General features: G+C 61.5%; 24 protein-coding genes. All 24 read left to right on the top strand.

What is annotated here, in order from left to right; genetic code table 11:
• Positions 1-16 precede the first annotated feature (16 nt).
• The 24 genes from fliF to ACHPFG_RS22810 all read left to right on the top strand — a co-directional run bounded on the left by fliF (position 17) and on the right by ACHPFG_RS22810 (position 21,873).
• Positions 17-1,795: a flagellar basal-body MS-ring/collar protein FliF gene (fliF, locus tag ACHPFG_RS22925; protein ID WP_053133228.1), complete on the top strand. Its 1,779-nt coding sequence runs from the start codon at positions 17-19 to the stop codon at positions 1,793-1,795.
• Positions 1,788-2,807, top strand: a complete 1,020-nt coding sequence (fliG, locus tag ACHPFG_RS22920) for a flagellar motor switch protein FliG (protein ID WP_048720872.1) — start codon at positions 1,788-1,790, stop codon at positions 2,805-2,807. The genes fliF and fliG overlap by 8 nt, the downstream gene beginning before the upstream one ends.
• Before the next feature lie 10 nt (positions 2,808-2,817).
• Positions 2,818-3,582, top strand: a complete 765-nt coding sequence (gene fliH / locus ACHPFG_RS22915) for a flagellar assembly protein FliH (protein WP_431700502.1) — start codon at positions 2,818-2,820, stop codon at positions 3,580-3,582.
• Positions 3,572-4,930, top strand: coding sequence for a flagellar protein export ATPase FliI (gene fliI / locus ACHPFG_RS22910; RefSeq protein WP_223015242.1), 1,359 nt, complete (start codon positions 3,572-3,574; stop codon positions 4,928-4,930). Before fliH ends, fliI begins: the two co-directional genes overlap by 11 nt.
• Before the next feature lie 3 nt (positions 4,931-4,933).
• On the top strand, positions 4,934-5,383 hold the full coding sequence (gene fliJ, locus ACHPFG_RS22905; RefSeq protein ID WP_027603853.1) for a flagellar export protein FliJ: 450 nt from the start codon (positions 4,934-4,936) through the stop codon (positions 5,381-5,383).
• Between the two features lie 94 nt (positions 5,384-5,477).
• Entirely contained in the window at positions 5,478-5,783 is a 306-nt protein-coding gene (locus ACHPFG_RS22900; protein WP_431700501.1) for an STAS domain-containing protein, read from the top strand.
• The gene (locus ACHPFG_RS22895; protein WP_431700500.1) at positions 5,780-7,498 is read left to right on the top strand and encodes an ATP-binding SpoIIE family protein phosphatase; all 1,719 of its coding nucleotides are present in this window, start codon (positions 5,780-5,782) and stop codon (positions 7,496-7,498) included. Before ACHPFG_RS22900 ends, ACHPFG_RS22895 begins: the two co-directional genes overlap by 4 nt.
• 30 nt (positions 7,499-7,528) lie before the next feature.
• Positions 7,529-7,873, top strand: coding sequence for an Hpt domain-containing protein (locus tag ACHPFG_RS22890; RefSeq protein WP_131698569.1), 345 nt, complete (start codon positions 7,529-7,531; stop codon positions 7,871-7,873).
• A gap of 86 nt (positions 7,874-7,959) precedes the next feature.
• A complete protein-coding gene (locus ACHPFG_RS22885; protein WP_431700499.1) occupies positions 7,960-9,276 on the top strand; it encodes a flagellar hook-length control protein FliK in 1,317 nt (438 codons plus the stop codon).
• Positions 9,277-9,436: 160 nt separating this feature from the next.
• Positions 9,437-9,943, top strand: coding sequence for a flagellar basal body-associated protein FliL (gene fliL / locus ACHPFG_RS22880; RefSeq protein ID WP_131698567.1), 507 nt, complete (start codon positions 9,437-9,439; stop codon positions 9,941-9,943).
• A 9-nt stretch (positions 9,944-9,952) separates the two neighbouring features.
• Positions 9,953-10,921, top strand: a complete 969-nt coding sequence (gene fliM, locus ACHPFG_RS22875; RefSeq protein ID WP_431700498.1) for a flagellar motor switch protein FliM — start codon at positions 9,953-9,955, stop codon at positions 10,919-10,921.
• A 56-nt stretch (positions 10,922-10,977) separates the two neighbouring features.
• Positions 10,978-11,445: a flagellar motor switch protein FliN gene (gene fliN, locus ACHPFG_RS22870; RefSeq protein ID WP_027603860.1), complete on the top strand. Its 468-nt coding sequence runs from the start codon at positions 10,978-10,980 to the stop codon at positions 11,443-11,445.
• 1 nt (position 11,446) lies between these two features.
• Entirely contained in the window at positions 11,447-11,881 is a 435-nt protein-coding gene (gene fliO, locus ACHPFG_RS22865) for a flagellar biosynthetic protein FliO (RefSeq protein WP_131698565.1), read from the top strand.
• Positions 11,881-12,624 (top strand): flagellar type III secretion system pore protein FliP, encoded by a 744-nt coding sequence (gene fliP, locus ACHPFG_RS22860; protein WP_053133261.1) that lies wholly within the window; start codon positions 11,881-11,883, stop codon positions 12,622-12,624. The genes fliO and fliP overlap by 1 nt, the downstream gene beginning before the upstream one ends.
• An 18-nt stretch (positions 12,625-12,642) precedes the next feature.
• Positions 12,643-12,912, top strand: a complete 270-nt coding sequence (gene fliQ / locus ACHPFG_RS22855; RefSeq protein WP_027603863.1) for a flagellar biosynthesis protein FliQ — start codon at positions 12,643-12,645, stop codon at positions 12,910-12,912.
• Positions 12,913-12,916: 4 nt separating this feature from the next.
• Positions 12,917-13,702: a flagellar biosynthetic protein FliR gene (gene fliR, locus ACHPFG_RS22850; protein WP_027603864.1), complete on the top strand. Its 786-nt coding sequence runs from the start codon at positions 12,917-12,919 to the stop codon at positions 13,700-13,702.
• A gap of 3 nt (positions 13,703-13,705) precedes the next feature.
• On the top strand, positions 13,706-14,842 hold the full coding sequence (flhB, locus tag ACHPFG_RS22845; RefSeq protein ID WP_141155693.1) for a flagellar biosynthesis protein FlhB: 1,137 nt from the start codon (positions 13,706-13,708) through the stop codon (positions 14,840-14,842).
• Positions 14,843-14,959: 117 nt separating this feature from the next.
• Positions 14,960-15,166: a cold-shock protein gene (locus tag ACHPFG_RS22840; protein WP_131698563.1), complete on the top strand. Its 207-nt coding sequence runs from the start codon at positions 14,960-14,962 to the stop codon at positions 15,164-15,166.
• A gap of 236 nt (positions 15,167-15,402) precedes the next feature.
• On the top strand, positions 15,403-17,517 hold the full coding sequence (gene flhA, locus ACHPFG_RS22835) for a flagellar biosynthesis protein FlhA (RefSeq protein ID WP_371856044.1): 2,115 nt from the start codon (positions 15,403-15,405) through the stop codon (positions 17,515-17,517).
• Between the two features lie 12 nt (positions 17,518-17,529).
• Positions 17,530-18,846, top strand: coding sequence for a flagellar biosynthesis protein FlhF (gene flhF, locus ACHPFG_RS22830; protein ID WP_131698561.1), 1,317 nt, complete (start codon positions 17,530-17,532; stop codon positions 18,844-18,846).
• Positions 18,847-18,951: 105 nt separating this feature from the next.
• The gene (gene fleN / locus ACHPFG_RS22825; RefSeq protein WP_003192912.1) at positions 18,952-19,785 is read left to right on the top strand and encodes a flagellar synthesis regulator FleN; all 834 of its coding nucleotides are present in this window, start codon (positions 18,952-18,954) and stop codon (positions 19,783-19,785) included.
• Positions 19,782-20,522: an RNA polymerase sigma factor FliA gene (gene fliA, locus ACHPFG_RS22820; RefSeq protein WP_065924972.1), complete on the top strand. Its 741-nt coding sequence runs from the start codon at positions 19,782-19,784 to the stop codon at positions 20,520-20,522. The genes fleN and fliA overlap by 4 nt, the downstream gene beginning before the upstream one ends.
• Before the next feature lie 169 nt (positions 20,523-20,691).
• Positions 20,692-21,066, top strand: a complete 375-nt coding sequence (locus ACHPFG_RS22815; RefSeq protein WP_160385018.1) for a chemotaxis response regulator CheY — start codon at positions 20,692-20,694, stop codon at positions 21,064-21,066.
• Positions 21,067-21,084: 18 nt separating this feature from the next.
• A complete protein-coding gene (locus ACHPFG_RS22810; protein ID WP_090399987.1) occupies positions 21,085-21,873 on the top strand; it encodes a protein phosphatase CheZ in 789 nt (262 codons plus the stop codon).
• Positions 21,874-21,879 lie beyond the last annotated feature (6 nt).

Genomic DNA, 21,879 nt, shown 5'->3' with positions numbered 1-21,879 from the left:
GGGCGAGATCTAAGTCATGGCAGAAGCAGTCTCCGACAACGTACCCGCCAAGGCAGACGGCAAGCCGCCGCTGTTTGGCCTGTCGTTCCTGGAAAACCTCTCGGAAATGACCATGCTGCGTCAGGTGGGCCTGATGGTTGGCCTGGCTGCCAGCGTGGCGATTGGTTTTGCCGTGGTGTTGTGGTCGCAGCAACCTGATTACCGGCCGCTGTACGGCAGCCTGGCGGGCATGGATTCCAAGCAGATCATGGAAACCCTCGCCGCCGCCGACATCGCCTACACCGTGGAGCCCAACTCCGGCGCCTTGCTGGTCAAGGCCGACGATGTGGCCCGTGCGCGCATGAAGCTGGCCGCCGCTGGCGTGACTCCGTCCGACAGCAATATCGGTTTCGAGATCCTCGACAAGGACCAGGGCCTGGGGACCAGCCAGTTCATGGAAGCCACCCGCTACCGCCGTGGCCTTGAAGGCGAGCTGGCGCGCACCATTTCCAGCCTCAACAACGTCAAGGGTGCCCGCGTGCACTTGGCGATCCCGAAAAGCTCGGTGTTTGTGCGCGACGAGCGCAAGCCAAGTGCTTCGGTACTGGTCGAACTGTTTTCCGGCCGCTCCCTGGAGCCTGGCCAGGTCCTGGCGATCATCAACCTGGTGGCCACCAGCGTTCCCGAACTGAGCAAGTCGCAAATCACCGTGGTCGACCAGAAGGGCAACCTGCTGTCCGACATGGCCGAAAACTCCGCGCTGACCCAGGCCGGCAAGCAGTTCGACTACAGCCGCCGCATGGAAAGCATGCTCACCCAGCGTGTGCACAACATCCTGCAACCGGTGCTGGGCAATGACCGCTACAAGGCTGAAGTGTCTGCCGACGTTGACTTCAGCGCCGTCGAGTCGACCTCCGAGCAGTTCAACCCGGACCAGCCGGCCCTGCGCAGTGAGCAATCGACCAGCGAACAACGTACCGCCAGCAATGGCCCGCAAGGTGTGCCGGGTGCCCTGAGCAACCAGCCGCCAGCCCCGGCCTCGGCGCCGCAAACCACCGGTGGTGCCGCTGCTACTGCTGGCGCGATCCAGCCTGGCCAACCGTTGCTGGACGCCAACGGCCAGCAGATCATGGACCCGGCCACCGGCCAGCCGATGCTCGCGCCTTATCCGGCGGACAAGCGTAACCAGTCCACCAAGAACTTCGAGCTCGACCGTTCCATCAGCCACACCAAGCAGCAGCAGGGTCGCGTCAATCGCCTGTCGGTGTCGGTGGTGGTCGATGACCAGGTCAAGGTCAACGCCGCTGACGGTGCCGTAACACGCGCGCCGTGGAGCGCCGACGAATTGGCGCGTTTCACGCGCCTGGTGCAGGACGCCGTTGGTTTTGACGCCAGTCGTGGTGACAGCGTCAGCGTGATCAACATGCCGTTCTCCGCCGAGCGTGGTGAAGTGATCGCCGAAGCAGCGTTCTACACCCAGCCGTGGTTCTGGGACATCGTCAAGCAAGTGCTGGGTGTGTTGTTCATCCTGGTGCTGGTGTTCGGTGTGCTGCGCCCGGTGCTCAACAACATCACCGGCAACGGCAAGAAACAACTGGCGGCCTTCGGCGGCAGCGATGTCGAGTTGGGTGGCATGGGCGGCCTGGATGGCGAACTGGCCAACGACCGCGTCAGCCTTGGTGGCCCGCAAAGCATCCTGTTGCCAAGCCCGAGCGAAGGTTACGACGCTCAGTTGAACGCAATCAAAAGTCTGGTAGCAGAAGACCCGGGCCGTGTGGCCCAGGTCGTGAAAGAGTGGATTAACGCAGATGAGTGATAGTCGAGCCGCTGTTGCCAAACTCACCAAGGTCGATAAAGCCGCAGTCCTGCTGCTGTCCCTCGGTGAAACCGACGCTGCCCAAGTGTTGCGTCACATGGGACCCAAAGAGGTCCAGCGTGTGGGCGTGGCCATGGCGCAGATGCGCAATGTGCACCGTGAGCAGGTCGAGCAGGTGATGAGCGAGTTCGTCGAGATCGTCGGCGACCAGACCAGCCTGGGCGTCGGCTCCGACAGCTACATCCGCAAGATGCTCACCTCGGCCCTGGGCGAAGACAAAGCCAACGGCCTGATCGACCGCATCCTGCTGGGCGGCAACACCAGCGGCCTGGACAGCCTCAAGTGGATGGAGCCGCGCGCGGTCGCCGATGTGATCCGCTACGAGCACCCGCAGATCCAGGCGATCGTGGTGGCCTACCTCGACCCGGACCAGGCCGGTGAAGTACTCGGCCACTTCGACCATAAAGTGCGCCTGGACATCATCCTGCGCGTGTCGTCGCTGAACACCGTGCAGCCCGCGGCCCTGAAAGAACTCAACACGATTCTCGAGAAACAGTTCTCGGGTAACTCGAACGCCTCGCGGACCACCCTGGGTGGCATCAAGCGTGCGGCCGACATCATGAACTTCCTCGACAGCTCGGTCGAAGGCCAGTTGATGGACTCGATCCGCGAGATCGACGACACCCTGTCCGGCCAGATCGAAGACCTCATGTTCGTGTTCAACAACCTCTCCGATGTCGACGACCGTGGCATCCAGGCGCTGCTGCGCGAGGTGTCCTCCGACGTGCTGGTGCTGGCCCTCAAGGGCTCGGACGAAGGCGTCAAGGAGAAGATCTTCAAGAACATGTCCAAACGTGCCTCCGAGCTGTTGCGCGACGACCTGGAAGCCAAAGGCCCGGTACGCGTCAGCGACGTGGAAACCGCGCAGAAAGAAATCCTCACCATTGCCCGCCGTATGGCCGAAGCCGGAGAAATCGTTCTCGGCGGGAAGGGCGGCGAAGAAATGATCTAAGGCGCTACCCATGTCGAACAAAGATGAGGCGCCCAGCGATCTGATTCGCGCACGGGACGTCGGTGGGTTCGACATCTGGTCGTTGCCCAGCTTCGATCCGCATGTGCCCGAGCCTGAGCCGGAACCGGTGGAAGAACCTCCAGTGGAAATGGAAGAAGTGCCGCTGGAGGAAGTCCAGCCACTGACCCTGGAAGAGTTGGAAAGCATCCGTCAGGAGGCCTACAACGAAGGCTTCGCCGCGGGCGAGAAAGATGGTTTTCGCAGCACCACCCTCAAGGTGCGCCAGGAAGCCGAGGCGGCGCTGAGCGTCAAGCTGTCGAGCCTCGAGCGGCTGATGGGCAACCTGTTCGCCCCTATCGCCGAGCAGGATTCGCAGATCGAAAAATCCATGGTCGGCCTGGTACAGCACATCACCCGCCAGGTGATCCAGCGCGAGCTGGTGCTGGATTCCAGCCAGATCGAAAGCGTGATGCGCGAAGCCCTTAAGCTGCTGCCCTTGGGCGTCGGCAATGTGCGGCTGTACATCAACCCGCAGGATTTCGAACAGGTCAAAGCGATGCGCGAGCGCCACGAAGAAACCTGGCGCATCGTCGAAGATGCGGCGCTGCAGCCCGGCGGTTGCCGGGTCGAGACCGAGCACAGTCGCATCGATGCCACGGTGGAAACCCGCATCAGCCAGATCATGGCCAAGCTGCTTGATCAACAACACGAGCAGGCGCTGAACCCGGCCGAGCCGGACCTGAGCGTAGACCTGGACGCCCCCGATGCGCCTTGATCGCACCAGCTTCGCCAAGCGCCTGGGCGGCTATGCCGAGGCCACCGAATTGCCCGGCCAGCCGATCCTCGAAGGGCGTTTGTTGCGCATGGTCGGCCTGACCCTCGAAGCCGAAGGCCTGCGCGCCGCCATGGGCAGCCGCTGCATGGTGATCAACGACGACAGCTACCACCCGGTACAGGTCGAAGCCGAAGTGATGGGCTTTTCCGGCAACAAGATTTTCCTCATGCCCGTCGGCAGCCTGGCCGGTATCGCCCCCGGCGCCCGCGTGGTCCCGTTGGCCGACACCGGTCGCCTGCCCATGGGCATGAGCATGCTCGGCCGGGTGCTGGACGGCGCCGGTCGCGCGCTGGACGGCAAGGGCGGCATGAAAGCCGAAGACTGGGTGCCGATGGACGGCCCCACGATCAACCCGCTCAACCGCAACCCCATCAGCGTGCCGCTGGACGTGGGCATTCGCAGCATCAACGGTTTATTGACGGTCGGCCGTGGCCAGCGTCTGGGCCTGTTCGCGGGTACGGGGGTGGGTAAGTCGGTGCTGCTGGGCATGATGACGCGCTTTACCGAGGCCGACATTATCGTGGTGGGCCTGATCGGCGAGCGGGGCCGCGAGGTGAAGGAGTTCATCGAGCACAGCCTCGGCGAAGAAGGCCTCAAGCGTTCGGTCGTCGTTGCGTCGCCAGCGGATGACGCACCGCTGATGCGTTTGCGCGCGGCCATGTACTGCACGCGCATCGCCGAATATTTTCGCGACAAGGGCAAGAACGTCCTGTTGCTGATGGACTCGCTCACCCGGTTCGCCCAGGCCCAGCGGGAAATCGCCCTGGCCATCGGCGAGCCGCCAGCCACCAAGGGCTACCCGCCGTCAGTGTTCGCCAAGCTGCCCAAGCTGGTGGAGCGCGCCGGGAATGCCGAGGCTGGCGGTGGCTCGATCACCGCCTTCTACACCGTGTTGTCCGAGGGCGATGACCAGCAGGATCCCATCGCCGACTCGGCGCGGGGTGTGCTCGACGGCCACATCGTGCTGTCACGGCGTCTGGCGGAGGAGGGGCACTACCCGGCCATCGACATTGAAGCGTCCATCAGCCGGGTCATGCCGGCGGTGGTCACGCCGGAGCATATGGCCCGCGCGCAGCAGTTCAAGCAGCTGTGGTCGCGTTATCAACAGAGCCGCGATTTGATCAGCGTTGGCGCCTACGTGGCCGGCGGTGACCGCGACACGGACCTGGCGATCGCGCTGCAACCGCAGTTGGTGACCTATTTGCGCCAGGGCCTCAACGACAAGATCAGCATGGGTGAAAGCGAAGCGCATTTGCAGTCCATCTTTGCCCCTGCGCCAGGCGGTTAAGCCATGGCCAACAGCCGCGCAGCGCGCCTGGCCCCGGTGGTGGACATGGCCGAAAAGGCCGAAAAAACCGCCGTCCAGCGCCTGGGTTACTTCCAGGGCCAGGTGCGCTTGGCGGAAAGCAAGCTGGGCGACCTGGAGCGCTTTCGCGGCGAGTACCAGCAGCAATGGATCGAGCGCGGCACCCAGGGGGTGTCGGGCCAGTGGTTGATGGGTTACCAGGGCTTTCTCAATCAGCTGGAAACTGCCGTCGGCCAGCAGCGCCAAAGCCTGGCCTGGCACCAGAACAACCTCGACAAGGCCCGCGAGAGCTGGCAGCAAGCCTTCGCTCGCGTCGAAGGCCTGCGTAAATTGGTGCAGCGCTACATCGACGAAGCGCGAGCGCTGGAAGACAAGCGCGAGCAGAAATTGCTCGACGAACTGTCCCAGCGCCTCCCGCGCCAATCACAATACTGACGGTTGCCCGCCTCCCCATTTGATCTGCTGTGTTGCTGGTATCCCATTCGCCTGCTACACCTTGTGTCTATGTCTATGACAAGGAAGCAGTCGCATGTCAATCGAGTCAGAAGTATCCCTGGACGGGAGGAAGTTGACGATCGTAATCAAGGGGCGGTTCGATTTCAGCAGTCACCAGACATTTCGTGACGCTTACGAGCGTTTCTACAAGGTGCCTGAGTTGTATGTGGTCGACCTGAAAGAAACCACTTATATGGACAGTTCGGCCCTGGGCATGCTCCTGCTGTTGAGGGACCATGCCGGCGGCGATGAGGCGGAGGTCCAGGTGATCAACACCAACTCCGATGTGCGCAAAATCCTCGCCATCTCCAACTTCGACAAATTGTTCGACATCAATTGAGCGCCCAGGCCCCCGCTGTTGAGCCGCTGACTATCCTGATTGCCGAAGACAGCGCCGCCGACCTGCTGTTGCTGTCGACCATTGTGCGGCGCCAGGGGCATCAGGTGCTCACAGCGACCAATGGCGAGGAGGCCGTTGAACTGTTCGCGCGCGAGCGTCCGCAACTGGTGTTGATGGACGCGATCATGCCCGTGATGGATGGCTTGGCCGCCGCGCGGTGGATCAAGCAGTTGGCGGGGGAAGAGCTGGTGCCGATCATCTTCCTCACGTCTCTGCGCGAAAGTGCCGCCCTGGCCGAGTGCCTGGATGCCGGCGGCGATGATTTCCTGCCCAAACCCTACAACCCACTGATCCTGGCGGCCAAGATCAACGCCATGGACCGCCTGCGTCGGCTGCAAGCCACGATGCTGCAGCAGCGCGACCAGATCGCCAGGCACCATGACTACCTGCTGCGTGAGCAGCGGGCGGCCAAGGCGGTGTTCGATAAAGTCGCCCACTCGGGCTGCATCAACGCGGCGCCGAATATCCGCTACCTGCAATCGCCCTATGCGCTGTTCAATGGTGACCTGCTGCTGGCGGCGTACACGCCGTCGGGTGACATGCACGTGCTGCTCGGCGATTTCACCGGCCATGGCCTGCCGGCGGCGGTGGGCGCCATGCCCCTGGCGGAAGTGTTCTACGGCATGACCGCCAAGGGCTACGGCCTGGCGCAGGTCCTGCAGGAGATGAATGCCAAGCTCAAGCGCATCCTGCCGGTGGACATGTTCTGCTGCGCCACCTTGTTGTGCCTGAGCACGCAGCGGCGGGTGGTGGAGGTGTGGAACGGCGGCATGCCCGAAGGCTATGTGCATGAAGTCGCCAGCGGCAAGCGCACGCCGCTGCAGTCGCGGCATTTGCCGTTGGGGGTGCTGTCGGTGCAAGCCTTTGATGATCGCACCGAAGTCTGGCCGATGGCCCTGGGTGACCGGGTGTTCCTGTTGTCCGATGGTGTGCTGGATACCGCCGACGCCAATGACCAGCTGTTTGGCGTTGAGCGCTTGCAGCAGGTCTTTGCCGCCAACCGTGAGCCCGACCGGCTGTTCGACGACATCGAGCAGGCCCTGGTGGCCTTTCGCGGTGTGACGCGGGATGACGTGAGCATGGTGGAGATCACACTGAGTCCCGGGCAGCCGCTGCGGGCCACCGGGCCGTTGTATGCCGACAGCGGCCAGTCGTGCCCGCTGGATTGGTCGGTGAGTTTCGAATTTCGTGCCGAAACCCTCAAGCGTTACAACCCCTTGCCCTACCTGCTGCAACTGCTGCTGGAGATCCAGGGGCTGCGCGAGCAGAGCGGGGCGCTCTACAGCGTAATGGCCGAGTTGTATTCCAATGCGCTGGAGCATGGTGTGCTGGGCCTGGACTCGCGGCTCAAGCGCGATGCCCAGGGCTTTACCGAGTATTATCGCCAGCGCAATGACCGCCTGGCGCAGTTGAACAGTGGTTATGTGCGGGTGCATGTGCAGGTGGTACCCACCGAGGCGGGCGGCAAGATGACCCTGTGCCTTGAAGACAGTGGGCAAGGGTTCGACGTGGAGCAGGTGCTGGCCCGGCCGCTGGACATCGACTGTCTGTCTGGCCGAGGCTTGAGCCTGGTGCGTCAACTGAGCAGCGAGGTGCGCTGGTCCGACGGCGGGCGCAGTGTCTGCGTAGAGTTTTGCTGGGGGGCTCTGGCATAATCCGCCGATTCTTGATCAAGGAGCGAGCAAGTGGCTGAGATTCATATGGACCCGAACGTGTTGTCGGGTTTGCAGGAGGTCATGGAAGGCGAGTATCCCAAGTTACTCGATACCTTCCTCGATGACTCCCAAAAACGCGTCGAAGCGTTGCGCAAGGCGCGGGACGACGCCAAGGCTCTGGGGCGTATCGCCCATAGCTTCAAAGGCAGCAGTGGCAACCTCGGCGCAGTGCGGTTGGCGCATTTGTGCCAGCGGTTGGAGGCGGAGTCCGTTGAGGCCGCGGCAGACCTGGGGGCGCTGGTGGACCAGATTGATCATGAGTTTGCATTGGTGAAGCCGATGTATGAGTCGGAGCGGCAGCGGTTCCAGATTTGATTCCATTAGTTTGAAAACCTGGCCCGACTCTTGCTCTATCTCCTGATACTGCATCCCCGATCCCCATGCAGTGGAGACCTTTACCTATGCCAGTCGCCCCGAATTCGCTTCTTCAGGCTGCCCCTGCGGCCAAGCCTCAAGCGCCTGCCGTCAATCCACCGGCAGTGGCTGCGGACCCACGGGACAAGGGCCCTGGCTTCGCTCAAGTGTTCGCCAGCCAAGGTTCCAAACCCACGGTCAAGGCTGATGACAACTCGGCCAAGCCCACGCGGGACAAGCCTGCGGCGGGCAACGACAAACCTGCCGCCAGCACGCCAGTGGTTGCCGATAGCGGCAATACCTTGCCTGCCAAGCCTGCGGCATCGTCCGCCGACACTGCCAGCCAGGATGACGATGCACCTGTGGATCCGGCCCTGGCGCAGCAGCCTCCGGTGGACCCGGTGGTCGACCCGGCATTGATTGCCACGGTCACCCCGGTGGTGGTGCCAGTGCCGGTGGAAACCCCGGCACCCGTTGCCGCTGCCAAGGATGATAAGGCCGCACCCGTGGTTGCAGCGCCAATCGCAGCGACCGAGGAAGCCACGCCGGCCTTCGATCCTGAGGCTGATCCCCTGGACGCCATGCCGGCCGTACGCCTGGCAATGGAGCAGGGCGGACATGTGTCGGCCAGCAGCCAGGCGCCGGCCAAAACCGTCCCGCCGACCACCCAGGACCAGCCAACCGCCGCCCAGAACTTTGCTGCCGGCCTGGCCACCATGGTCGACCAGCAAGCCACCAAGGACAGTACGGACCAGGGCGGCGACAAGGCCTTCAGCGGCTTGATCGAAGGTGGCCTCAAGGACTTGAAGGAGGCCAGCAGCGACACCCGCGTCGATGACTTCGCCAACCGCCTGGCCGCGTTGACCCAGGCGGCCACGCCGAAAACCGCGAATGCCTTGCCGCCGGTGACGAATGCACCGCTGGCCATGCACCAGAGCGGCTGGACCGACGAGATCGTCAACCGCGTGATGTACCTCTCCAGCGCCAGCCTCAAGTCGGCGGAGATCCAGTTGCAACCGGCCGAACTCGGGCGCCTGGATATCAAGGTCAACATGACCGCCGACCAGCAGGCCCAGGTCAACTTCATGAGCGCCCACCCGGTGGTGCGCGAGGCGCTGGAAAGCCAGTCCGGCCGCTTGCGGGAGATGTTCGCCCAGCAGGGCATGGGGCAGGTGGACGTGAATGTCTCCGACCAGTCCCGTGGCCAGGAGCAGCAGCAACAGCAGGCCCAGACTGCTGGCGTTAGTCGTGGCGGGCGGGGTGGCGACAGCGGCGACAGCGGCAACCACATTGATGTGGCCGAAGCAGTGGCGCCTGTGACTTCGACGGTGATCGGCTCCAGCGCCGTCGACTACTACGCCTGACTTGAGTCGAGTACAGATCCAAAATGTGGGAGGGGGCTTGCCTCCTCCCACATTGTTTTGTGGTGTTCCTTCGTCTCCGCTTACCAGACAACTCTGGCATAACACTTGCTCTTGCCTTCCCGTAGATCTATGAATCCCCGAATAGTGACGGATTATTGGCATGGCGAAGAGCGACGACGCAGCAAAAGCACCCGCACCCGCAGGCAAAGGCAAGCTCAAGCTTATCCTGATGATTGTCGTGGGCCTGCTCCTGGCCATCGGCGCCTCGGTGGGCGGCACCTGGTACATCATGCACAGCAGTGCAAGCAAACCGGCACCTGCCGCCGAAACTGCCAGTAACGTCAAGCAACCGGCAATCTTCGAGCCGATGCTTCCGGCCTTTGTCGCCAACTTCAACCAGAACGGTCGCCAACGCTACCTGCAAGTGAGCATCACCTTGCTGGCGCGGAATGCCGCGGACCTGGAAGCGCTTAAGGAGCACATGCCAGTGATCCGCAACAACCTGGTGATGCTGTTCTCCGGGCAGAGTTTCGACGCCCTGGCCACCCCGGTGGGCCAGGAAATGCTGCGCCAGAAGGTCACTGCCAGCGTGCAGGAAGTGGCCCAGAAGGAGCTCGGCAAAGTCGTGATCGAGCAGGCGCTCTTCACTAATTTCGTATTGCAGTAGGATCACCACATGGCCGTGCAGGACCTGCTGTCCCAGGATGAAATCGACGCGCTGTTGCATGGCGTCGACGACGGTCTGGTACAGACTGAAATAGCTGCCGAGCCCGGCAGCGTCAAAAGTTATGACCTGACCAGCCAGGATCGCATCGTCCGTGGACGCATGCCGACCCTGGAGATGATCAATGAGCGCTTCGCCCGTTACACCCGGATCAGCATGTTCAACATGCTGCGCCGCTCGGCGGACGTGGCGGTGGGCGGCGTGCAGGTGATGAAGTTCGGCGAGTACGTGCACTCGCTGTACGTGCCCACCAGCCTCAACCTGGTCAAGATCAAGCCGCTGCGCGGTACCGCGCTGTTCATCCTCGACGCCAAGCTGGTGTTCAAGCTGGTGGACAACTTCTTCGGCGGTGACGGCCGCCACGCCAAGATCGAAGGCCGTGAATTCACCCCCACCGAGTTGCGCGTGGTGCGCATGGTGCTGGAACAGGCCTTCATTGACTTGAAGGAAGCCTGGCAGGCCATCATGGAAGTCAATTTCGAGTACATCAACTCGGAAGTGAACCCGGCCATGGCCAACATCGTCGGCCCCAGCGAAGCCATTGTGGTGTCCACGTTCCACATCGAACTCGATGGCGGTGGCGGCGACCTGCACGTGACCATGCCGTACTCGATGATCGAGCCGGTGCGCGAAATGCTCGACGCCGGCTTCCAGTCCGACCTGGACGACCAGGACGAACGCTGGGTCAAGGCCCTGCGCGAAGACCTGCTGGACGTCGACGTGCCCCTGAGCGCCACCGTCGCCCGTCGCCAATTGCGTCTGCGGGATATTTTGCATATGCAGCCGGGGGACATCATCCCCGTCGAATTGCCGGACGAAATGATCATGCGCGCCAACGGCGTGCCGTCGTTCAAGGTCAAGCTCGGTTCCCATAAGGGCAACCTTGCGCTGCAGGTGGTGGAGTCGATCACCCGTCGCTGAGCCACCGCTGTTGATGTATCCCTATTTATGAATGTTTGCTCCGCCGAGGACATGTAATGGCTACCGAACACGAAAACACTTCCGCCGAAGACCAGGCCCTGGCTGACGAATGGGCTGCGGCCCTGGAAGAAACCGGCGATGTTGGCCAGGACGATATCGACGCACTGCTGGCCGCGGATGCCGCCACAGCACCAGCGGGTAATCGCCTGCCCATGGAAGAATTCGGCAGCGTGCCGAAGAACAACGACCCAGTGACCCTCGATGGGCCGAACCTGGACGTGATCCTCGACATCCCGGTGTCGATCTCCATGGAAGTGGGCAGCACCGACATCAACATCCGCAACCTGCTGCAACTCAACCAGGGGTCGGTGATCGAGCTGGATCGCCTGGCCGGTGAGCCGCTGGATGTGCTGGTCAACGGCACCCTGATCGCCCATGGTGAAGTGGTGGTGGTCAACGAAAAGTTCGGCATCCGCCTGACCGACGTGATCAGCCCAAGCGAACGCATCAAGAAGTTGCGCTGATATGAAACGGCTGATGGTGGGACTGTTAGCCGCGCTGCCATTGGCGGCGTGGGCGGCGGAGCCGGTGGCCCAAGCTGCCGCTGCGCCCGTCGGCGGCAGTGTCGGCGGGCAACTGACGCAGTTGGTGCTGGGCCTGTTGCTGGTGGTCGGCTTGATCTTCGTGTTGGCCTGGTTGATGCGTCGCGTGCAGAGCATCGGTCCGGGCAATGCCCAGGTCATTGAAATGATCGGCTCGCGCGCCCTCGGCCCGCGTGACCGGTTGGTGCTGGTGCAAGTGGGCGAGGAGCAGATCCTGCTGGGCATTACCCCCGGCCGAATCACGCCGCTGCACGTGCTCAAGACCCCGGTGCAAACCACCCAATCCCAGCCCGCCACGCCAGAATTCGCCCAGCGCCTGATGGAGTTGCTGGGCAAGGATCAGAAGGATAAGAAGTAATGCGCGTTTTATTGACGCTCATGCTGTTGCTGGCTGCGCCGTTGGCGTTTGCCGCCGACCCGTTGTCGATCCCGGCGATTACGCTGGGTACCAACGCGGCGGGGGCCCAGGAGTATTCGGTCAGCCTGCAGATCCTGCTGATCATGACAGCGCTGAGCTTTATCCCGGCGTTTGTCATGCTGATGACCAGCTTCACGCGGATCATCATCGTGTTCTCGATCCTGCGTCAGGCCCTGGGCCTGCAGCAGACGCCGTCGAACCAGATCCTCACCGGCATGGCGTTGTTCTTGACGATGTTCATCATGGCGCCGGTGTTCGACAAGGTGAACCAGCAAGCCCTGCAACCGTACCTGGCCGAGACCATCACGGCCCAGGTCGCGATCGACAGGGCGCAAGGCCCGATCAAGGACTTCATGCTCTCGCAGACTCGCTCCAGCGACCTTGAGCTGTTCATGCGCCTGTCCAAGCGCACCGACATCGCGACTCCGGACCAGGCGCCGCTGACCATCCTGGTGCCGGCGTTCGTCACCTCTGAACTGAAGACGGCGTTCCAGATCGGCTTCATGATCTTTATCCCGTTCCTGATCATCGACCTGGTGGTGGCGAGCGTGCTGATGGCCATGGGTATGATGATGCTGTCGCCGCTGATTATTTCGTTGCCGTTCAAGATCATGCTGTTTGTGCTGGTGGACGGTTGGGCGCTGATTATCGGCACTTTGGCCGGCAGTTTCGGAGGGGTGTGATTTGTTAGGTGAAGCAGCATGACCCCAGAAGTCGCCGTTGACCTGTTCCGTGAAGCGCTGTGGCTGACCACCGTGATGGTTGCCGTGCTGGTGGTGCCGAGCCTGTTGGTGGGCTTGCTGGTGGCGATGTTCCAGGCCGCGACCCAGATCAACGAACAGACCTTGAGCTTCCTGCCGCGCCTGCTGGTGATGCTGATCACGCTGATTGTCGCTGGCCCGTGGCTGGTGCAAACCTTCATGGAATACATCCTGCAGCTGTACGGCAGTATTCCGCAGTTGATCGGCTGACCGCATGCAATCGCTGCTGGCATTGACCGACACCCAGATCAGCACTTGGGTGGCCTCGTTCATCCTGCCGTTGTTCCGAGTGACGGCGGTGCTGATGAGCATGCCGGTGTTCGGTACCACCCTGGTGCCGCGCCGCATCCGCCTGTATTTCGCGGTGGCGATTACCGTGGTGCTCGTGCCCGGCCTGCCGCCGATGCCCCCGGTCAACGCGCTCGACCTCAGTGCCCTGATGCTGATTGCCGAGCAGATCCTGATCGGCTCGCTGCTGGGCTTTTCGCTGCAACTGTTTTTCCAGGCGTTCGTGATCGCCGGGCAAATCATCTCGATCCAGATGGGCATGGGCTTCGCGTCCATGGTCGACCCCACCAATGGCGTGTCGGCGGCAGTGATCGGGCAATTCCTGACCATGCTGGTGACCTTGTTGTTCCTGGCCATGAACGGCCACTTGGTGGTGTTCGAGGTGCTGACCGAAAGCTTCACCACCTTGCCGGTGGGGTCGGGACTGGTGGTCAATCACTTCTGGGAGTTGGTGGGACGCCTCAGTTGGGTGCTCGGTGCCTCGCTGTTGCTGGTGCTGCCGGCGATCACGGCCTTGCTGGTGGTCAACATCGCGTTTGGCGTCATGACCCGCGCGGCGCCACAGCTGAACATCTTCTCCATTGGTTTTCCCCTGACCCTGGTGCTGGGCATGGGGATTTTCTGGGTCGGCCTGGCCGACATTCTCAATCAGTATCAACCGCTGGCGACGGACGCCTTGCAGTTCTTACGTGATCTGGCACGGGCGCGCTGAGCCATGGCCGAGAGCGAGAGTGGTCAGGACAAGACAGAAGACCCCACGGAGAAACGCAAAAAGGACTCCAGGGAAAAGGGCGAGATTGCCCGTTCCAAGGAGCTCAACACCGTTGCGACCATGATGGCCGGGTCCGGTGCCTTGCTGATCTACGGCGGCGGCTTGGCGCTGGACCTGATGGAGCTGATGAAGCACAACTTCACCTTGCCGCGCGATGTGCTGCTCAACCCCGGCTCGATGGGCCAATACCTGCTGCACTCGGGCAAGATCGCGATATTGGCGGTGCAGCCCATCTTGATCACCTTGCTGCTGGCCGCGCTGATCGGCCCGGTCGCCCTCGGTGGCTGGTTGTTCGCCGCCGGCAGCATGGCGCCCAAGTTCAGCCGCATGAACCCTGCGGCCGGTCTCAAGCGCATGTTTTCCGCCAAGGCACTGGTGGAGCTGCTCAAGGCCCTGGCCAAGTTCATCCTGATTCTGTTCGTGGCACTGATGGTGTTGTCGGCCGACATCGACGACCTGCTGCGCATCGCCCATGAACCCCTGGAGTCGGCAATTATCCACAGCGTGCAGGTGGTGGGCTGGAGTGCGCTGTGGATGGCAGCCGGGCTGATCATCATCGCGGCGGTGGACGCGCCGATTCAGTTGTGGGAAAGCCACAAGAAACTGCTGATGACCAAACAGGAAGTGCGCGATGAGCACAAGGACCAGGAAGGTCGCCCCGAGGTCAAGCAACGCATCCGCCAACTGCAGCGGGAAATGTCCCAGCGCAAGATGATGGCTTCGGTGCCCGACGCCGATGTGGTCATCACCAACCCGACCCACTACGCCGTGGCCCTCAAGTACGACCCGGAGAAGGGCGGCGCACCGATGCTGCTGGCCAAGGGCAGCGACTTTACCGCGTTGAAAATCCGCGAAATTGCCGTGGCCCACGACATCCTGCTGTTGGAATCACCGGAACTGGCGCGATCGATCTTCTACTCCACCGACCTCGACCAGGAGATCCCCGCAGGGTTGTACCTGGCCGTGGCCCAGGTGTTGGCGTATGTCTATCAGATCCGCCAATACCGCGCGGGCAAAGGCAAGCGCCCGGATCCGCTCAAGGACCTGCCGATTCCGCCGGAATTGCGTCGGGATTCCTGATCTCTTACCACTCGTCACTAACGGCCGTCTACCTGTCAACTTTGACAGTAGTCAATCTTATTTCCAGCGCGTTTGATAAGGCTCACGTCTTAAAAACAAGCAGGGTGGAGAAGGTTAATGGCAACCGGCATCGTAAAGTGGTTCAACGTAGATAAGGGGTTTGGTTTCATCAAGCCGGACGACGGCTCTGAGGATGTATTTGTGCATTACTCGGGGATCGTTTCCAGCGGTTTCAAAAGCCTGGATGAAAACCAAAAGGTCGAATACGTGCTTGCCAATGGTCCCAAGGGACTGCAGGCAACTGAAGTTAAGGCTGTGAACTAGCCGTGGGCGTTAGTTTCGCTGTCGGCAATGAATGTACACCGATCCAACTGTGGGAGGGGGCAAGCCTCCTCCCACAGTTGGATTGTTTACATCCGATAGAACTCGGGCGCCTGTAGCGATCCACCTCCTCAAAAGCAAAGTTGGAAGGCTTCTTGCAATACCGCCTCCAGGACGCCTCCCGGCGTCAAAAGTTTGCTTCAAGGAAACGAGGAATACCGGTGGTGGATCGCTCTCAAATGTTCAGCACGGCCCGTGGCACCCTGACTGACCTCTCCCGAGGCAATCTGGGTGTGCCGTTGTTGTTGCTGGTCATGCTGGCAATGATGATGTTGCCGATGCCGCCGTTCCTGCTGGACGTGTTCTTCACCTTCAACATCGCCCTGTCCGTCGTCGTGTTGCTGGTGTGCGTCTACGCCCTGCGGCCGCTGGATTTCGCGGTATTCCCCACGATCCTGCTGGTGGCAACCCTGTTGCGCCTGGCGCTGAACGTGGCGTCCACCCGCGTGGTGATGCTGCACGGTCAGGATGGCCACGCCGCCGCCGGTAAGGTGATCCAGGCCTTCGGTGAGGTGGTGATCGGCGGTAACTACGTGGTCGGTATCGTGGTGTTCGCGATCCTTATGATCATCAACTTCGTGGTGGTGACCAAGGGCGCCGGGCGGATTTCCGAGGTGAGCGCACGCTTTACCCTCGACGCCATGCCCGGCAAGCAGATGGCCATTGATGCCGACCTCAACGCCGGCCTGATCGACCAGAACCAGGCCAAGACGCGCCGCCTGGAAGTAGCCCAGGAAGCCGAGTTCTACGGTTCCATGGACGGTGCCAGCAAATTCGTGCGCGGTGATGCCATCGCGGGCCTGCTGATCCTGTTCATCAACCTGATCGGCGGCATGGCGGTCGGGATCTTCCAGCACGGCATGACTTTCGGCGATGCGGGCAAGGTATACGCCTTGCTGACCATCGGTGACGGTTTAGTGGCGCAATTGCCATCACTGTTGTTATCTACAGCTGCCGCCATCATGGTGACCCGTGCTTCGGGTTCCGAAGACATGGGCAAGCAGATCAGCCGGCAGATGTTTGCTTCGCCCAAGGCCCTGGCCGTGGCGGCGGGCATTATGGCGATCATGGGGATCGTGCCGGGCATGCCCCATGTGTCGTTCCTGAGCATGGCGGCCATGGCGGGCGGTGGTGCCTACCTGTTCTGGAAAAAGCAGAATGCGGTCAAGGTCCAGGCCCTGCAAGAAGTTGCGCGCCAGCAGGAACTGCTGCCATCGCCAGCCCGCGCCCAGGAAACCAAGGAGTTGGGCTGGGACGACGTGACCCCGATCGACATGATCGGCCTGGAAGTCGGCTACCGCCTGATTCCGCTGGTGGACCGCAACCAGGGTGGCCAGTTGCTCGCGCGGATCAAGGGCGTGCGCAAGAAGCTGTCCCAGGACCTGGGCTTCCTGATGCCCACCGTACATATCCGCGACAACCTCGACCTGGCCCCGAGTGCCTACCGCCTGACCCTGATGGGCGTGATCCTGGCCGAAGCCGAGATCTACCCGGACCGCGAGCTGGCGATCAACCCCGGCCAGGTGTTCGGCAGCCTCAACGGCATTACCGCCAAAGATCCGGCTTTTGGCCTGGAGGCGGTGTGGATCGAAATCAGCCAGCGCAGCCAGGCGCAGTCCCTGGGCTACACCGTGGTGGACGCCAGTACCGTGGTCGCCACTCACCTCAACCAGATTCTCTACAAGCACTCCCACGAGCTGATCGGCCACGAAGAAGTCCAGCAATTGATGGGCTTGCTCGGCAAGGCCTCGCCAAAACTGGCGGAAGAACTGGTGCCGGGCGTGCTGTCGTTGTCGCAACTGCTCAAGGTGCTGCAGGCGCTGCTGGCCGAACAGGTGCCGGTACGCGACATCCGCAGCATTGCCGAGGCTATCGCCAACAATGCCGCCAAGAGTCAAGATACCGCCGCGTTGGTGGCGGCGGTGCGTGTCGGATTGTCCCGCGCAATCGTGCAAAGCATTGTAGGGCTTGACTCCGAGCTGCCTGTGATCACCTTGGAACCAAGGTTGGAACAGATATTGCTCAATAGTATTCAGAAGGCAGGACAAGGCCAGGAAGAGGGCGTTCTGCTGGAACCAAGCATGGCTGAGAAACTGCAGCGTTCGTTGATCGACGCCGCACAGCGCCAGGAAATGCAGGGCCAGCCGGTGATTCTGCTGGTGGCGGGTCCGGTCCGGGCGATGTTGTCGCGGTTTGGACGTCTGGCAGTACCGAATTTGCACGTCTTGGCTTATCAGGAAATTCCTGACAACAAGCAAGTGACTATCGTCGCGACAGTAGGGCCCAACGGCTGAGGGTAGTGGGTTATGCAAGTTAAGCGTTTTTTCGCCGCCGATATGCGTCAGGCCATGAAACTGGTCCGCGATGAGCTGGGCGCCGATGCCGCGATTATCGGTAACCGTCGTATTGCCGGCGGTGTCGAGCTGACGGCTGCCCTGGACTACACCCCCTCGGCATTGGCGCCGCGTGTGCCGAACATGGAACTTGAAGACGAGCTGCGCAAGACCGCTTCGCGCATCGTCTCGGCCCAGGCTGAACTGAGCATGCGTGGCGACAGCGATGCCACCACCAATCGCCAGTTGTTTGCCGGCCTGCCGCTGACCGCCGCCGAGCCGCTGGTTGAGCCAACGTTCATCGAACCGCCGCGTCCTGCTGCGCCAGCCCCGGCCGCCGCAGTTGACCAGCGTGTCTTCGACTCGATGCGTTTTGAACTCAACGGCCTGCGCGAACTGCTGGAAGTGCAACTGGGTTCGCTGGCCTGGACCCAATTGCAAGGCAGCAAACCGCAACAGGCCAACCTGTGGCGCCGCCTGCAACGCATCGGCCTGTCCGGCCCGTTGTCCCGCGACCTGCTGGCCCTGACCACCGAAATCGAAGAGCCTCGCCAGGCCTGGCGCATGTTGCTGGCCCACCTGGCGCGGATGATCAGCACCCCGGAAATCGAACCCCTGGAAGAGGGCGGCGTGATTGCCATGGTCGGCCCTGCCGGCATGGGCAAGACCACCACCCTGGCCAAGCTGGCGGCGCGTTATGTGCTCAAGTACGGCGCGAATAACATCGCGCTGGTGAGCATGGACAGCTACCGCATCGGCGCCCAGGAACAGCTCAAGACCCTGGGCCGCATCCTCAATGTGCCGGTCACCCACGTCGACCCGGGCCAGTCTCTGGCCAACGCGCTCGATCCGCTGCTGCGCAAGCGTGTGGTGCTGATCGATACCGCCGGCCTGCAAGCCAGTGATCCGGCGTTGCGCATGCAACTGGAAAGCCTGGCCGGGCGTGGCATCAAATCGAAAAATTACCTGGTGCTTGCAACCACCAGCCAGAAACAGGTTCTTACCGCTGCGTACCATAGCTACAAGCGTTGCGGTCTGGCCGGTTGCATCCTGACTAAACTGGATGAAACCGCCAGCCTGGGCGAAGTGTTGAGCCTGGCTATCAGCCATGAACTACCGGTTGCCTATCTGACCGACGGGCCGCGCATCCCGGATGACTTGCATCTGCCGCGCCGTCATCAGTTGGTCAGCCGCGCCGTCAGCGTGCAAATGCAAGAAGAGCCTAGCGAGGAAGCGATGGCCGATATGTTCGCCGACCTTTACCACAACCCGGCAAAACGGGTGGGTTGAGGCGCGATGAACACCGTGAAATGTACCTACATCGATGGTCTGCAAGCGATTCACGCGGCCAAGCCATGTAGCCTGCGTCTAAGCAAGACAAGGTAAAGAAATAAAATGGGCAGCATGCATCCCGTACAGGTGATCGCGGTGACCGGCGGCAAAGGTGGCGTCGGAAAAACTAACGTGTCAGTGAATTTGTCCCTGGCCCTGGCAGAGCTTGGCCGTCGCGTCATGCTGCTGGATGCTGACCTGGGGCTGGCGAACGTCGACGTTCTGCTGGGACTGACGCCTAAACACACCCTTGCCGATGTGATCGAGGGGCGCTGTGAGCTGCGCGATGTGCTGCTCCAGGGCCCTGGCGGGATCCGTATCGTGCCGGCCGCCTCCGGCACCCAGAGCATGGTGCACCTGAGCCCGGCGCAGCATGCCGGCCTGATCCAGGCCTTCAGTGACATCGGCGACAACCTCGACGTGCTGGTGATCGACACCGCCGCCGGGATCGGCGAGTCCGTGGTCAGCTTCGTGCGCGCGGCGCAGGAAGTCTTGCTGGTGGTCTGCGATGAACCCACCTCGATCACCGACGCCTACGCCCTGATCAAACTACTTAACCGTGACTACGGCATGAACCGCTTCCGCGTCCTGGCCAACATGGCCCAGAGCCCGCAGGAAGGTCGCAACCTGTTCGCCAAGTTGACCAAGGTCACGGATCGCTTTCTCGATGTCGCCTTACAATACGTCGGTGCAGTTCCCTACGACGAGTGTGTGCGCAAGGCTGTGCAAAAGCAGCGTGCAGTCTACGAAGCGTTCCCTCGTTCCAAATGCGCATTGGCGTTCAAGGCTATTGCCCAGAAGGTCGATACCTGGCCGTTGCCTGCCAACCCTCGGGGGCATCTGGAGTTTTTCGTCGAGCGATTGGTGCATCAGACGAGCGCAGGACCGGTGCTATGACAGCGAACGGCTATAACGCATACAAGAAGTCTGCCCGTGACAGCCAGGGCGAGTTGATCGAGCGCTATGCGCCACTGGTCAAGCGGATTGCCTATCACCTGCTGGCACGCCTGCCCGCCAGTGTCCAGGTCGAAGACCTGATCCAGGCGGGCATGATCGGCCTGCTCGAAGTGTCGACCAAGTACGACGCGAGCAAGGGCGCGAGTTTCGAGACGTATGCGGGGATCCGCATCCGTGGTGCGATGCTCGACGAAGTGCGCAAAGGTGACTGGGCGCCGCGTTCGGTGCACCGCAATACACGCATGGTCAGTGACGCAATTCGTGCAATTGAAGCAAAAACCGGTCGCGACGCTAAAGATCACGAAGTTGCGGCCGAACTCCAATTGAGTCTCGACGATTATTACGGGATTTTGAACGATACCTTGGGCAGCCGCCTGTTCAGTTTCGACGACCTGTTGCAGGACGGCGAACACGAAGGGCTGCATGAGGACGGCGCGAGCACGCATATGGAGCCGTCGCGTGACCTGGAAGATGAGCGTTTCCAGGGGGCGTTGGCGGACGCCATTGCCAACTTGCCGGAGCGTGAGCGGTTGGTGTTGGCGCTGTACTACGACGAAGAGCTGAACCTCAAGGAAATCGGTGAGGTCCTGGGGGTCAGCGAATCGCGTGTCAGCCAGTTGCACAGCCAGTGCGCGGCCCGCTTGCGGGGGCGTTTGGGAGAGTGGCGAGCGCGCTGACAGGCAGTGTGGGGAGCACTGCAAAGCGATACCGCGAAGGTGATTGGCCTTCGCGGGTTCGACCCGTGGTGCCCCTGGCAGTCCTTGTTGTGTATGCCTGTTGATTGAAATGGCGCGTCCAGGTGCTGGGCGCGTTTAAGACTGCTTGGAGGTCGAATTGGACAAGAACATGAAAATCCTCATCGTTGATGACTTCTCAACGATGCGGCGGATCATAAAAAACCTGTTGCGTGACCTGGGGTTCACAAACACGGTCGAGGCGGATGATGGCCTTACGGCGATTCCGATCCTCAACAGCGGGAGCATCGACTTTCTGGTAACGGACTGGAACATGCCGGGCATGACCGGTATCGACTTGTTGCGCCACGTGCGTGCCGACGAAAAATTGCGCAGCCTTCCCGTGTTGATGGTGACCGCCGAAGCCAAGCGTGAACAGATCATCGAAGCCGCCCAAGCCGGGGTCAACGGTTACGTGGTTAAACCATTCACTGCACAGGCCTTGAAAGAGAAGATCGAAAAGATCTTCGAACGCATCCACGGCTGATGCCATCGCGGGGGAGCTATGGAGCATAAAGAAACGTCACAGGGCGACTTTGAGTCGACCCTGAAAAAGCATGCTCACCAGTTGGTCGACAGCCTTGAAAAAGGCCATTTCGGCGACGCGGTGCAGTTAATCCATGAGCTTAACCAGACCCGTGACCGCGGCCTGTACCAGGAAGTGGGCAAGCTCACACGCGAGCTGCACAGTGCAATCGTCAATTTCCAGATTGACCCGCACATGCCCCAGGCCGAAGAGATTTCGCAGATCACCGACGCCACCGAACGCCTGTCCTATGTGGTCAGGCTGACTGAGGCGGCGGCCAACCGCACCATGGACCTGGTGGAAAACGCCACGCCCCTGGTCAACGGCATGGCCACGGAAGCCCAGGCGCTCAGCGTTGACTGGGGCCGCTTCATGCGCCGTGAAGTCGGTGCAGAAGAGTTTCGTGAGCTGGCCCGTCGGGTTGAGGGTTTTTTGTCACGCAGTGAGCAGGAAAACCGCACGGTTTCCAGCAACCTCAATGACATTCTGCTGGCCCAGGATTACCAGGACCTGACCGGTCAGGTGATCAAGCGTGTGACCCAGTTGGTCACCGAAGTGGAAAGCAACCTGCTCAAATTGGTACTCATGGCCGGCCAGGTCGACCGTTTTGCCGGCATCGAACATGACCGCGAAGCGATCCTCTCTGAAAAAGATCCACAAAAACATCTCGCCAAGGGTGAAGGTCCGCAGATTCATGCCGATAAACGTGAAGACGTTGTGTCAGGTCAGGATGACGTAGATGACCTGTTATCCAGTTTAGGCTTCTAAGGAGCA

Origin of the sequence: Pseudomonas sp. BR20, assembly GCF_050780135.1 — a bacterium.
Classification (GTDB): domain Bacteria; phylum Pseudomonadota; class Gammaproteobacteria; order Pseudomonadales; family Pseudomonadaceae; genus Aquipseudomonas.
This window is presented reverse-complemented; position numbering and strand designations above follow the sequence as displayed.

Excerpts from the sequence above, each read along its gene's own strand:
- fliQ (WP_027603863.1), top strand. The coding sequence starts at position 12,643 with ATGACCCCAGAAGTCGCCGTTGACCTGTTCCGTGAAGCGCTGTGGCTG.
- fliI (WP_223015242.1), top strand. The coding sequence starts at position 3,572 with ATGCGCCTTGATCGCACCAGCTTCGCCAAGCGCCTGGGCGGCTATGCC.
- fliF (WP_053133228.1), top strand. The coding sequence starts at position 17 with ATGGCAGAAGCAGTCTCCGACAACGTACCCGCCAAGGCAGACGGCAAG.
- fliJ (WP_027603853.1), top strand. The coding sequence starts at position 4,934 with ATGGCCAACAGCCGCGCAGCGCGCCTGGCCCCGGTGGTGGACATGGCC.
- fliP (WP_053133261.1), top strand. The coding sequence starts at position 11,881 with ATGCGCGTTTTATTGACGCTCATGCTGTTGCTGGCTGCGCCGTTGGCG.
- ACHPFG_RS22885 (WP_431700499.1), top strand. The coding sequence starts at position 7,960 with ATGCCAGTCGCCCCGAATTCGCTTCTTCAGGCTGCCCCTGCGGCCAAG.
- fliN (WP_027603860.1), top strand. The coding sequence starts at position 10,978 with ATGGCTACCGAACACGAAAACACTTCCGCCGAAGACCAGGCCCTGGCT.
- ACHPFG_RS22815 (WP_160385018.1), top strand. The coding sequence starts at position 20,692 with ATGAAAATCCTCATCGTTGATGACTTCTCAACGATGCGGCGGATCATA.
- ACHPFG_RS22840 (WP_131698563.1), top strand. The coding sequence starts at position 14,960 with ATGGCAACCGGCATCGTAAAGTGGTTCAACGTAGATAAGGGGTTTGGT.
- fliA (WP_065924972.1), top strand. The coding sequence starts at position 19,782 with ATGACAGCGAACGGCTATAACGCATACAAGAAGTCTGCCCGTGACAGC.
- fliO (WP_131698565.1), top strand. The coding sequence starts at position 11,447 with ATGAAACGGCTGATGGTGGGACTGTTAGCCGCGCTGCCATTGGCGGCG.
- fliH (WP_431700502.1), top strand. The coding sequence starts at position 2,818 with ATGTCGAACAAAGATGAGGCGCCCAGCGATCTGATTCGCGCACGGGAC.
- fleN (WP_003192912.1), top strand. The coding sequence starts at position 18,952 with ATGGGCAGCATGCATCCCGTACAGGTGATCGCGGTGACCGGCGGCAAA.
- flhB (WP_141155693.1), top strand. The coding sequence starts at position 13,706 with ATGGCCGAGAGCGAGAGTGGTCAGGACAAGACAGAAGACCCCACGGAG.
- flhF (WP_131698561.1), top strand. The coding sequence starts at position 17,530 with ATGCAAGTTAAGCGTTTTTTCGCCGCCGATATGCGTCAGGCCATGAAA.
- ACHPFG_RS22900 (WP_431700501.1), top strand. The coding sequence starts at position 5,478 with ATGTCAATCGAGTCAGAAGTATCCCTGGACGGGAGGAAGTTGACGATC.
- fliR (WP_027603864.1), top strand. The coding sequence starts at position 12,917 with ATGCAATCGCTGCTGGCATTGACCGACACCCAGATCAGCACTTGGGTG.
- fliM (WP_431700498.1), top strand. The coding sequence starts at position 9,953 with ATGGCCGTGCAGGACCTGCTGTCCCAGGATGAAATCGACGCGCTGTTG.
- ACHPFG_RS22810 (WP_090399987.1), top strand. The coding sequence starts at position 21,085 with ATGGAGCATAAAGAAACGTCACAGGGCGACTTTGAGTCGACCCTGAAA.
- fliG (WP_048720872.1), top strand. The coding sequence starts at position 1,788 with ATGAGTGATAGTCGAGCCGCTGTTGCCAAACTCACCAAGGTCGATAAA.
- fliL (WP_131698567.1), top strand. The coding sequence starts at position 9,437 with ATGGCGAAGAGCGACGACGCAGCAAAAGCACCCGCACCCGCAGGCAAA.
- flhA (WP_371856044.1), top strand. The coding sequence starts at position 15,403 with ATGTTCAGCACGGCCCGTGGCACCCTGACTGACCTCTCCCGAGGCAAT.